Genomic DNA, 12,351 nt, shown 5'->3' with positions numbered 1-12,351 from the left:
AGCGTTCCACTTCAAACAAATCATCATCAGTGATTGTATAAATTAAACTGATTTTCAGTGAAGAATATCTCCTGTTTATTATAGGATCTCAGCTTGCTCTAAGTTGTACTTTAATTTATGAAAAGCTAATGCGCCTACTAAACCTGAATCATTTCTAAACTTACATGGTTCAATTTTGACATGAAAAACTTGGTCAATATAAATTAAATGATTTCTTAACTCATCAACGAATGTAGGGCGACTAGTAACTCCGCCACCAATGAGAACTTTCTCAGGGTTTAAGACGGAAGTGATATTATAAATACCAATAGCGAGCTTTTGATAGAAGCTATTAATAATTTGTATCGCAGCAGGATCATGAGCATCGTATGCTTGAAAAACCCTTTCACCGGTGACCTCATTTAGAGGAAGTGAATAAAAGGCTGCATATTTTTTTCGGATACTACTCATAGAAGCTAGTGAACTAAGACTGTCTCCAGAAGGTAAGTTAGCATGGAGTCCTGATGTAACCATATACCCGAACTCTCCCCCACGAAAAGAATGACCACGGTATAGTTGGTTGTTTAAAATTAAAGCTCCACCGATACCTGTTCCTACAGTCAAACAGATAAAGTCGCTAGAATCTTTCCCATTCCCAAGCCATTTTTCAGCAAGAGCAACACAATTTACGTCATTCTCAATAGATACAGGGATTGAAAACTCAACTTCAAGCAATTTTTGCATTTGAAGTTGATCAAAGGCGCGGATGGCACCGCCATTTTCAATGTAGCCAGTTTCTTGATGAATAAACCCTGGCGCAGAGATAGCTACGCCTTCAATATTAGGTTTAAACTCAGCCATTTTTTTTCTTATTCCCTTTAAAATTGTTTTGCCATCTGCATTCGCAGAAGTGAAAAAATCATTTTTAATTATATCACCGTTATTGTTAAGAATCCCCCATTTGGTGTGGGTACCTCCGATATCAAAAGATAAATAATGCGCTAGTTTCAATGGTTATTCACCATCCTTTCGATGAAGGTTTTCCCCATTGGTTGAAATGACTTTCGAATACCAATGATAGCTTTTCTTCTTGATTCTTCTCAATTCTTTAGGGCCATCTTCATCTCGATCTACATAGACAAAACCATAGCGTTTTTGGTATCCATTTAGCCAACTTAATAAGTCAGTAAATGACCATGTGCAATAACCGATAATTTCAACACCGTCGGAGATCGCTTGCTGGATTTGTAGTACATGCTGATTAATATAATCGATTCGGTAGTCATCATTAACTTTGTCACCATGCTCCAATTTATCAAATTCTCCTAGCCCATTTTCTGAAATCAAGATAGGAAGTTGATATCGGTTGTTAATTCTTCTCATCGAAGTCCTTAAACCAACAGGGTCAATGACCCAATCCCAATTTGTTGTTTCAAGGTGCGGGTTTTTCACGCTTTTGAACAATCCTGGGATACCAGATTCTTCAGAAGTCCCTTTTTTCCCAGAAGTATTCATTTTTCCTTCTCCAACACCATCAAGAGGGTTGCTTGCAACCGTTGCTGTTTGATAGTAGTTTACGCCCATAAAATCCGGCTTTCCTTCTTTCAATAAAGCAAGATCACCTTCTTCAATAACAGGGGCTAACCCCTCTCTTTTAAGGTAATTCATCGTAGCTTTGGGGTATTCTCCCCATGCATAGACATCCATGTACCAATGGTTGTTCATTTCTTCCGCATTTTCCGCAGCAAGAATATTAGCGGGATGGCTGTCGATTGGATAGACGGGCCCATGAGCAAAACTCGGTCCAATATGACCGTTTTTTACAATTTTTCTAAATGATTGAATCGCCTTTGCATTTGCTAGATTTGCAATATGATTTGCTTGATACATCCGCTTTAAGTCTTTAACTCCAGGGGGATGAATGCCTGAGCGGTACCCAAGCCCTATAAAAACATTTTGCTCGTTCAATGTTACCCAATATTTTACTCTATCTCCATAGCGGTTAAATAGGCTGATACAATAGTCATTAAAATCGTCAATGATATCTCTTGATTCCCATCCACCATATTCATCCATAAGTGCTTGGGGAAGATCCCAATGATATACTGTAATAATAGGTTCGATCTGGTTTTCTATTAATAAATTTATTAAGCGATCGTAGAAAGCCAAACCTGCTTCATTAACAGATCCCTTTCCTGTTGGAAAAATACGAGACCAAGATATCGAAAATCGATATGCTTTTAATCCCATTTCGACCATTAAGTTCACATCTTCTTCAAGGTGATTGTAGTGATCGACAGCTACGTCACCATTAGTATTTTTATAAGTAGTGCCTTCTTTTTTTGTATATACATCCCATACAGAAGGTCCTTTTCCATCCTGATTCCAAGCCCCTTCAATTTGGTATGCAGCTGAAGCGGAACCCCAAAGAAAGTTATCGGGAAATGGTTGAATGTGTTTGTGAAACATAGTTAATCCTCTCCTACTATAAAATTAGATTTTAAATAGCGTCTGATTCATTAAAAGTATTTATATTTACAATCTTGAAATAAATCTGTAAGATGAAAATATTACGAAATCGATTTCGTTAAAATTATAATAGACTTCAATTACTTTGTCAAAACGACTTTGATTGTTTTTCTATAAAGCAAGGACCGGGTGATACTTATGGGATTCGATAAAAATATGACTTATGGAAAATTACAATTTTATTCATTATGGATTTATAGATTAGCAATAATGAATATTTTGTGGATCTTATTTTCAATGCTTGGTTTATTAGTTTTTGGAATTGGCCCTGCTACAACAGCTGTTTGTGGTGTTATTCATCGATGGTTAAAACATGAACAAATCCAAGAAAGTACTTTTAATCATTTTTGGCATATATATAAAGAAAACTTTGTTAAAGCAAATGTTCTTTGGTTTATATTTTTATTCGTAGGTTTTGCTTTGTATTTTGACTTTTATTTTATCTTTAGATTGGATCATTTCTTAGTACCAGTATTGTTAGGATTGGTTGGTTTTTTGTCGATTCTTTATGTGATTGTACTTATATTTAGCTTTGCTTTATTAGTTATTTTGAAATCAACGATCGTACAAACTATTAAATACGCATTTATATACGGTCTTACTTCACCATCGCTAACAATATCAATCTTAATGAGTCTAGTAATCATTCACTATATCAGCTATCAATTTCCAGTAGTATATTTATTTTTTACAGTAAGTGTAGCAAGTTTATTAATTGTAGTAGTTGTAATAAAAAATACATCTAAATTAAAAATGGATGATTCAAATTCTTAAATATCACGTTGATACTTGATCATTTTACGATTGTAGCCAAAGAAGATGTAGCAAGTGAATAAATTTATACTGTTTTTTACAGTGACTTACATCGATAATAAACTTTGAATTTTATTTTTTAAAAAATTCCCTCCTCACTTAAAATTTACGAAACCGGTTTAGTTATAAGGATAAATAACAGATTATAGAATGTCAATGAGCAATATTATTACAAAATTTATGAAATAGTAGTTGACAAAGATAAAATCAGCAAGTAGAATGCAAATTAACGAAACCGGTTTAGTAAACCGCTTTCATTCCCTTGTTTTAGAATCATAGTTTAATAATTTCCAAATATTTCAGGAGGTGATAAATACTGATTTCTAGGGTAATGTAAGCGTTAATTTGTGGTTCGGTATTACAAATTGAAAATTATGGGGGAAGTAAAAATGAAAAAATATCTAATTAGTGTTATGAGCTTAGGTTTGGTGTTGTCTCTGGCTGCTTGTGGAGATAACAATGAAGAAACAACTGCTGATAACAATAACAACAATGAAGATGTAAATGAAGTTGAAAATGAGAATAACGCCGGTAATGATAATAATGATGTCAATAATGATAACGATGCTGGTGACCAAGAAGAAGTATCATTAAATTTTTGGCTGTTTGGAGCTACAGGCTATCCAGATCTTGCTGAACAATACATGGAAGAAAATCCACATATCTCAATAGAATTTCAAGAAATAGACATGGAGGACCACCACAATAACCTCTTTACAGCGCTATCAGCAGGAAGTGGAGCACCAGATATGGCAGCATTAGAAGTTGCCGAACTCGAACGGTACCGTGGTGCTGAAGACAGTTTTTATAATTTAAATGAGTTTGGTGCTGGTGAAATGGAAGGCCAATACCTTGATTGGGTATGGCAACTTGGTCAAGACTCAGACGCTGATTACTTATTTGGACTACCGACTGATATTGGTCCAACTGTTATGTTCTATCGCGCTGATGTGTTCGAAGAAGCGGGACTTGACTCTTCACCAGAAGCTGTTGAATCGATGATGGCAACTTGGGATGATTATTTTGATGCAGCGGCAACTATTTTTGAAGAAACTGGGAAACCGATGACTGATAACCCAGAATTAATTTTCAACGCATTACGTGATCAAAGTGAGGAGCTTTATTTTAATCCAGAAAACGAGCTTCTACTTGAAACAAATCCAGAAATGCGAGAGGCGTATGACTTCACAGCGGAAATGATTGCCGAAGGCTATGTTGGAAGTTATGAGTTATGGTCACCTGAGTGGGGATCTGGAATGGAAGAAGGCAGCTATGCAACATTGTTAGCTCCAGCTTGGATGCAAGGTGTTATAAAAGATAATGCACCAGATGAAGAAAATTGGAGAATGGCAACACTTCCTGAAGGTGCTGGAAACTGGGGCGGTTCTTGGATCACAGTTCCAGCGCAAAGTGAACATCCAGAAGAAGCTTACGCGTTTTTAAATTGGTTACTATCGCCGGAAATGCAATTGGAAGCATTTCTAAATATGGGTCTATTCCCTTCTTCACCTGATGTTTATGAAATGGAAGAATTTCAAAATTATACGGATGATTATTTCGGCGGTCAAGAAACAGCTCGCATATTCGCAGAGGCAGCTGAAGTAGTAGAGCATAATTACACTGGTCCTAATTATTCTGATGTCAATGACGAAATGGTAGATGGTCTTTACAATGTATTAGATGGTGCTGATCCAGATGATGAGTGGGAAAGCATGCTTGACAGAGTTGATCAACGAATCAACCGTTAATAGATACAAAAAGGACGGAGGAGGTCTGAGCCAATTGGATCTCCTCTTGTTGTCCAAGAGTATATACAATACTTGCTACATAAAAAGGAGGTTTTGACGGTGTCGACAAATCTTGAAGAAGTAAAGATGCAAACAAATAAACCTAAAAAAAATAAAATGAGTCAGGAAAAAAGAAACATGTGGTCTGGTTACTTGTTTATTTCCCCTTTCTATATACTTTTTGCGGTTTTTGGTTTATTTCCAATTTTGTTTAGTTTTTATCTAGCATTTTTCCGTTGGGATGGCCTGGGAGATATGGTGTTTGTCGGAATCAATAATTTTAATATCATATTCAACGACCCGCTCTTTTGGAAGTCAATTTATAACACGATTATTATGGGGCTAATGGGAACAGCTCCTCAATTAGTGGTCGGGTTACTAGTAGCATTTGCTTTAAATTCAGCGTTAATACGTTTTACAAATGTTTTTCGAGTTGCAATATTCTTACCATATGTAACTTCAATTGTTGCGGTTGCAATTGTATTTAGCGTTATATTTAGTAATCAAGAAGGTGGAATAGTTAACTCATTTATTGGTTTATTCGGAATGGAACCTATTACGTGGTCTCGTTCAGAATGGGGGACAAAATTTGCGATTTCGGTGATGATTTTTTGGCGGTGGGTTGGATATAATACAATTATTTACCTTGCTGGTATGCAGAGTATTTCAAATGATTTATATGAAGCAGCGAAAATTGATGGAGCATCGCTTAGACAGCAAATCTGGTATATAACTGTTCCAATGCTGAAACCATTTATTTATTTTACTGTATTCACATCTACGATTGGAGCACTTCAAGTGTTCGCTGAACCACAAATTTTCCAAGGACGAAGTGGGCGAGAAGAGGGAATTACAGTCGTATTATACCTTTATCGAGAAGCGTTTGGAAGTAACTACTTTGGAACGGCTTCAGCGACAGCAATTGTATTGTTCTTTATCATTATCATACTTGCATTGACAAATCTATTTATTGCTAATAGGTTATCTGAATCACCTAGGAGGGGAGTAAAATGAGTAAAAGACAGGTAGAAGTTGGAGCAAAAAAATATTCTCTTTCTAAGATATTTACTTATATCCTATTGATTCTATTCTCATTTGCTTCTCTCTTCCCATTTTATTGGATGTTTGTAATGGCAACAAATGAGAATAGAGTGATAAACGAAACGCCGCCAGCAATGTTACCTGGCGATCAATTAGTCATAAACTTCGAAAATGTATTAAATAGTATTCCTTTTTTTGGAGCGATGCTAAATTCCTTAATTGTAGCTACATCCATTACGCTAGGTGTATTATTTCTTTGTTCGTTAGCAGGATATGCTTTTGCTAAATTAAAGTTTAAAGGGCGGAATGTTCTATTTATCTTTATTTTGGCTACGATGATGGTTCCACCGCAATTGGGGCTTATACCTCAATACTTTATTATTACTAAATTAGGATGGCTTAGTTCTTTATATGCTGTCATAGTACCTGGCTTAATGAATGCATTTGGTATTTTTTGGATGAGGCAATATATAAGTTCTGCAATCCCAGATGAGTTAATTGAAGCTGCTCGAATCGATGGATGCTCTAATTTTAGAGTGTATTGGAATATCGTCGTACCTACGATATTACCAGCTTTCGCGACCTTAGGAATCATTGTGTATATGACAATATGGGGAGATTATCTCTGGCCACTCGTTGTCTTACAAGATCAATCTGCACAAACAATTCAAGTTGCTCTTCGTTCACTTATGGATGACAGAGTACGTGATTTTGGAATGATCTTGTCCGGTACGTTCTGGGCGACAGTACCACTTATTGTTGTATTTTTACTTTTCAATAAATTGTTTATTAAAAGTATTACCGATGGTGCAGTGAAAAATTAACTGGACTAAGGCAGTGAAGGAGTCAACGCAAGTGAAGCTAACGATTAAGGAAATTGCTAAAATTGCCGGACTAGCACCTTCGACAGTATCAAAAATTATTAATAACTATGACGATATTAACGAAGAAACGAAAAAAAGAGTATTAAAGATTATGGAAGAACATCATTACCGTCCTTCATACTCTGCAAAGTCGCTGGCTAGTAAATCAACAAATGTGATTGGTGTAATCTATGCCGGCAAAGTTAATGCTGGTTTCAACCATCCTTTTTTTATAGATGTTCTGGATGCGTTTAAAAAAACGATAGGTAAAAAAGGATATGACTTACTGTTTTTTTCAAATGAAAAGTTTCATGAAGGGAAAGAAGATTACCTCGAACGTTGTGTTCATTACGGTGTCGATGGGTGTGTTGTTATTAGTGGGGAAGAAGTAGAACCATCCATCACCCACCTTGATGCAAGTTCAGTCCCTAGTGTTGGGATTGACTTGGAGTTAACGGGAGTAACGTCAAGTTATGTTATGACTAATCATAAGAAAATCTCTCAACTAGTTGTTAAGCACCTTTATGACTTAAACTACCGTAAAATTGCTTTTATTGGTAGCGAAGATACATCGATTATTTCTAGGCAACGAAAAGAGGGTTTTTTGGAGAGTATGAAGAACTATCAATTGTCGATAGTTGAAGAATGGATCATGATTGGCGATTTTTTTGAGACAAGTGGTTATGATCATGTAAAACGTCTAATTGAAGTTGGGCGTGTCCCAGAAGCTATATTCGCTTCCTCTGATTTAATGGCAATCGGAGCGATGGAAGCGATTCGTGATAGCAAACTTGATGTTTCAGAATTCGCGATTGTCGGTGTTGATGATATCCCTGCTGCGCAGTACATTGCACCATCCTTAACAACAATCCGCCAAGACAAAGAGTTGCTAGGAAGATCTTTGGCTGAAAAACTGTGTTTACTCATATCTTCAGGAGAGAAACAAAAACCAATCTATTTGGACCCTGAACTTGTGGTTCGAAACTCGACAAAAAGGAAAAAGATAGAATAATCGTTTAACTAGTGTTTTCCTACTGCCATTAAATCTAAAAATCCACTTGAACATTTATAAGTTCAAGTGGATATTTTAGATTTATTAGACGATTCTCGGACAATTAGTTGAGCATCTATAATAATCTTTTTCTCTAATTGAAGTCCATTCATTAGTTTCGATAGTGCGTATGCAGCTTCTTCACCTAATCCTCTCTTATTTTGTCTAACTGTTGTTATAGGTGGGGAAAAGTATTTTGCCGCGTGAATATCATCGAGCCCAACAATTGCAAAATCTTCAAGTGGATAATTACTTTTTTTAATGGCTTTGATGGCTCCGAAAGCCATTAAGTCTGAAGAAGTAAAAATTGCATGAGGAACATGGTCAGACTCTAAGAGTTGTAACATGCATGAGTAGCCACTATTCTCAAAGAAATCACCTTCAAGTATCCAATTGTCTTGAAGAGGAAGTTGGAATCTTTTCATTGCTTCCCTAAAATAGTCTATCCGTATACGTGAAATTTGGGAGCTGAATCCACCACTAATATGTGCAATTTCATTGTGACCAAGCTCACAGAAGTGTTCGATAACGTCATTTGTAAACTGATAAGTATCGGAGGTCACATGAGCAGAGGTATCACCTGATAATTCGATATCAAGCCCAATACAAGGGATAATACTTTTATCTAAGTCATATACAGAAGGCTGAATATTTCCCCCACCAATAATGAGGCAACCATCAACATTATAATGCTGGCACCTCGCTAAATAATCTTCACTTTCTTTCATAAAATTTTCGTTTGAAAAAAACATTAAGTCATAGCCCATGCCACCAATGACTTTTTTGAATGAATCGATGACATCAACGAAAAAAGGGTGGTTGAAGTCTGCATTCACTTCCCCTGCATAGATAACACCAATAACATTTGTTTTTTTGCTTGCCAATGTCTTCGCAGAATAAGAAGGTCTATAATTATTTTCCTCCATTATTTTCGTGACTTTACGCCGCGTATCTTCACCTACATCAGTGTAATTATTAATAATTTTCGATACGGTACCTCTAGAAACACCTGCTAACTCTGCAATTTGTTTAATCGTCAGTCTCATATTATCGCTTCCCCTTGAAAAAATAACGCAATTTAAGTTAATTAATTGTATCATATCACATTAAAACAAAATATGATTATTCCTTTACTTAAGAAAAAGGAAACTATAAGTTGATCCGTTAAAAAAAGATGGGAAATTCCGCGACTTTCCTATTCCTAAGAAAATCAAGGCATGCGAGACTTCGCACATACAAATCAAATAAGAGATGAACTTGGGTATTGATATCGCTTAGAAGCTATGATAGATTAGTAGTATCCGGAAAAAGAAAGCGCTTACTGGATAAAACAAGGGAGAAAGCAGAATAAACTACTATTTTTTTAATAGTTACGAAATCGGTTTCGTTAATTTGGATTTGGTGGAGGGTAATTGAATGAGAAAATTATTAACTCGATTATTGAGTACTATGATGATCTTTGCACTTATTGGGGGATCATTACCAAAGTTAACTGATGCTGACGACTCAAATTTACTTATTGACACTGCTGTTAAGCCTTCTGTAGGTGGACCTTTGCAACTTATTGAATACAATGATCAAACGACATTGGGAGATCAACACGGCAATCCGATCCAATTACGAGGAATGAGTACTCACGGATTGCATTGGTTTGGAGAAATTGTAAACGACAATGCATTCAAAGCACTAGCAAACGATTGGGATTCGAATATGATTCGCTTAGCTATGTATGTTGGTGAAGGAGGTTATGCAGAAGACTCTGAAGTGAAAGAGTTGGTTTATGAAGGCATTGATCTCGCTCTTGATAACGACATGTATGTTGTTGTCGATTGGCATGTACATGCTCCAGGTGATCCAAGAGCCGATGTTTATGAAGGCGCATATGACTTCTTCGAGGAACTTGCTGATCATTATAAAAAACACCCACAATTTGGAAATATTATTTGGGAATTAGCGAATGAACCAAGTCCTAATAATAATGGTGGTCCAGGAATTACAAATGATGATGAAGGATGGCAAGCTGTAAAAGAATATGCAGAGCCCATTGCAGCGATGTTAAATGAAAAAGGGGATAACATTATTCTTGTAGGTAGTCCAAATTGGAGTCAACGCCCAGATTTGGCGGCGGATGATCCGCTTGATGCAGACAATGTGATGTATTCCGTACATTTCTATACTGGGACACATGAACCTGCTGATGAAAGTTATCCGGAAGGAACTCTTCCTGAGGAAAGAGACAATGTGATGAGCAATGCTAGATACGCTTTGGAAAACGGTGTAGGCTTATTTGCAACAGAGTGGGGAACAAGTCAAGCAAATGGTGATGGTGGTCCTTACCTTGATGAAGCGGATATTTGGCTCGGGTTTTTAAATGAAAATAATATTAGTTGGGCGAACTGGTCTCTGACAAATAAAAATGAAACTTCAGGATCGTTTACGCCGTTTATTCTTAATCAATCTGATGCGACAGATCTTGATCCTGGAGATGACCAAGTTTGGGAACCAGGAGAGTTAAGTCCTTCTGGTGAATACGTTCGTTCTCGTATTAAAGGTATTGAATATAGTCCAATTGACAGAACTCCAAGAGAAGATTTTAATGAAGTTATTTGGGATTTTGACGATGGAACAACACAAGGTTTTGGAGAGAATAATGATAGTCCCGTTGAAGCAACATTAGCTAACGTAAGTAATTCTTTACAAATTTCAGGTTTAGACGCTAGTAACGATGTGGGCGATGAGGGTGAAACATATTGGGATAATCTCCGTCTGTCAGCAGACGATTGGGGAAACTCCGTTAATATTTTAGGCGCTGAAGAGCTAACAATGGATGTGATTGTTGACGTGCCAACAACAGTGTCAATTGCTGCGATCCCGCAAAGTGATACTGCCGGATGGGCAAATCCAGCAAACTCATCAGTAGTATCTGCGGATGAGTTTGAAGAGCAAGAGGATGGAACATTCAAAGCGCTTTTAACAATTACTGCAGAAGATGCGCCGAACCTTGAGAATATAGCGACAGATGCAGAGGATAATGAATTAAATAACATCATCCTTTTCATCGGTACTGAAAATGCAGACGTGATTTCTCTTGACAATATTTCTGTTGCTGGAAATCGTTCTTATGTTCCAGATCCGATTGAACACGATCCTTTAGGAGAAGCAACACTTCCGTCAGACTTTGAAGATGCTACTCGACAAGGGTGGGATTGGAATAGTGAATCCGGTGTTCAACAAGCTTTAACTATTGAAGAGGCTAACGGATCAAACGCTCTTTCATGGGAGTTTGCTTATCCGGAGGTTAAACCTTCGGACAATTGGGCGAGTGCTCCACGATTAGATTTTTGGAAAGATGATCTAGTCCGTGGTGATAACGAGTTTATAGCTTTTGATTTGTATATCGACCCTATATCTGGACGTGCAACAGAAGGTGCTATCGATATCAACTTGGTATTTCAAGCACCAGATTTGGGATTCTGGGCACAATCAGATGATACGTTTGAAATTGATTTGCAGTCTTTAGATTCAGCAACAATGACAGAGGACGGGTTGTTTCATTACGAAGTCCTGATTGATGTTTCCGAGATTGAAAATCTTGAAGATGATACATTATTACGAAATATGCTACTTATTTTCGCTGATGTTGAAAGTGATTTTGCAGGAAGGATGTTTGTAGACAATGTAAGGTTTAGTAGTGAGTCAGCTCCTCCTGAAGAAGATGATGAACAAGGAGACAGTGTTTTACAAGATCTTGAAGATCAATTGAATGACCTGAGAGAAAAGATTGAGGAATTAGAAAATAATACAGATGTCGAAGATCTTGAAAAGAAAATCGAAGATCTTGAACAAGAGTTGGCAGTTCTTGAAGGGAAGTTTCAAGAGTTGGAAAGTACTACTTCTGAGCTAGAAGAATTGATTAACAGTTTAAGGAATGATATTGAGAACTTAAAAGGTTTCTTAGATGATCAAGAGTCTGACTCACCATCCACAAACGATGAGGATACGGATACATCAGACGGCGGGGTATCAGAAAATGGTGAGGATTCTGGAGATAGCGAGAAAGAAAAAAGTGAAGGAACAACAGAAACGAAACAAGAAACAAAAAAAGAAACAAAAGATGGTCAACAATTGCCTGACACTGCTACAAATTCATTCAACTATATGTTAATCGGCTTATCTTTATTAGTAATAGCTGGTGTAATTGGTAGCGTAGTATTCGTACAGAAAAGAAAAAAAGTGACTGAATAATTCACAAAGGAAGAATGATTCTGAATCATTAATAGGCAGGCTA

9 protein-coding genes are annotated in these 12,351 nt (G+C 36.7%); 6 read left to right on the top strand and 3 right to left on the bottom strand.

The window, feature by feature from the left end:
* Positions 1-78: 78 nt before the first annotated feature.
* Positions 79-990 carry an ROK family protein gene (locus tag ACM26V_RS14410; protein WP_416147413.1) on the bottom strand — a complete coding sequence of 304 codons (912 nt, stop codon included), beginning with the start codon at positions 988-990 and terminating at the stop codon, positions 79-81.
* A gap of 3 nt (positions 991-993) precedes the next feature.
* Complete coding sequence (locus tag ACM26V_RS14405; protein ID WP_416147412.1) at positions 994-2,448, bottom strand: glycoside hydrolase family 1 protein; 1,455 nt, start codon at positions 2,446-2,448, stop codon at positions 994-996.
* Between the two features lie 198 nt (positions 2,449-2,646).
* On the opposite strand from ACM26V_RS14405, the gene ACM26V_RS14400 reads away from it, so the two are divergent.
* From ACM26V_RS14400 to ACM26V_RS14380, 5 genes are all read left to right on the top strand, one after another.
* A complete protein-coding gene (locus ACM26V_RS14400) occupies positions 2,647-3,282 on the top strand; it encodes a YesL family protein (RefSeq protein ID WP_416147411.1) in 636 nt (211 codons plus the stop codon).
* A gap of 428 nt (positions 3,283-3,710) precedes the next feature.
* Positions 3,711-5,069 (top strand): ABC transporter substrate-binding protein, encoded by a 1,359-nt coding sequence (locus ACM26V_RS14395; protein ID WP_416147410.1) that lies wholly within the window; start codon positions 3,711-3,713, stop codon positions 5,067-5,069.
* A gap of 126 nt (positions 5,070-5,195) precedes the next feature.
* Positions 5,196-6,122, top strand: coding sequence for a carbohydrate ABC transporter permease (locus ACM26V_RS14390; RefSeq protein ID WP_416151884.1), 927 nt, complete (start codon positions 5,196-5,198; stop codon positions 6,120-6,122).
* Positions 6,119-6,973, top strand: coding sequence for a carbohydrate ABC transporter permease (locus ACM26V_RS14385; protein ID WP_416147409.1), 855 nt, complete (start codon positions 6,119-6,121; stop codon positions 6,971-6,973). Before ACM26V_RS14390 ends, ACM26V_RS14385 begins: the two co-directional genes overlap by 4 nt.
* A gap of 31 nt (positions 6,974-7,004) precedes the next feature.
* Positions 7,005-8,024 carry a LacI family DNA-binding transcriptional regulator gene (locus ACM26V_RS14380; protein WP_416147408.1) on the top strand — a complete coding sequence of 340 codons (1,020 nt, stop codon included), beginning with the start codon at positions 7,005-7,007 and terminating at the stop codon, positions 8,022-8,024.
* A gap of 62 nt (positions 8,025-8,086) precedes the next feature.
* Here ACM26V_RS14380 and ACM26V_RS14375 read toward each other — a convergent pair whose 3' ends face one another.
* Complete coding sequence (locus tag ACM26V_RS14375; RefSeq protein WP_416147407.1) at positions 8,087-9,109, bottom strand: LacI family DNA-binding transcriptional regulator; 1,023 nt, start codon at positions 9,107-9,109, stop codon at positions 8,087-8,089.
* A 370-nt stretch (positions 9,110-9,479) separates the two neighbouring features.
* Between ACM26V_RS14375 and ACM26V_RS14370 the strand changes: the two genes are divergently transcribed.
* A complete protein-coding gene (locus ACM26V_RS14370; RefSeq protein ID WP_416147406.1) occupies positions 9,480-12,308 on the top strand; it encodes a carbohydrate-binding domain-containing protein in 2,829 nt (942 codons plus the stop codon).
* The last annotated feature ends 43 nt before the right edge of the window (positions 12,309-12,351 follow it).

The organism is Salipaludibacillus sp. HK11 (genome assembly GCF_047795645.1).
Taxonomy (GTDB): domain Bacteria; phylum Bacillota; class Bacilli; order Bacillales; family Salisediminibacteriaceae; genus Salipaludibacillus.
This window is presented reverse-complemented; position numbering and strand designations above follow the sequence as displayed.

What these genes read in the sequence shown, in the direction of transcription:
- ACM26V_RS14405 (WP_416147412.1), bottom strand. Translation starts at nt 2,448, where the DNA reads ATGTTTCACAAACACATTCAACCATTTCCCGATAACTTTCTTTGGGGT.
- ACM26V_RS14400 (WP_416147411.1), top strand. Translation starts at nt 2,647, where the DNA reads ATGGGATTCGATAAAAATATGACTTATGGAAAATTACAATTTTATTCA.
- ACM26V_RS14395 (WP_416147410.1), top strand. Translation starts at nt 3,711, where the DNA reads ATGAAAAAATATCTAATTAGTGTTATGAGCTTAGGTTTGGTGTTGTCT.
- ACM26V_RS14390 (WP_416151884.1), top strand. Translation starts at nt 5,196, where the DNA reads ATGCAAACAAATAAACCTAAAAAAAATAAAATGAGTCAGGAAAAAAGA.
- ACM26V_RS14385 (WP_416147409.1), top strand. Translation starts at nt 6,119, where the DNA reads ATGAGTAAAAGACAGGTAGAAGTTGGAGCAAAAAAATATTCTCTTTCT.
- ACM26V_RS14375 (WP_416147407.1), bottom strand. Translation starts at nt 9,109, where the DNA reads ATGAGACTGACGATTAAACAAATTGCAGAGTTAGCAGGTGTTTCTAGA.
- ACM26V_RS14370 (WP_416147406.1), top strand. Translation starts at nt 9,480, where the DNA reads ATGAGAAAATTATTAACTCGATTATTGAGTACTATGATGATCTTTGCA.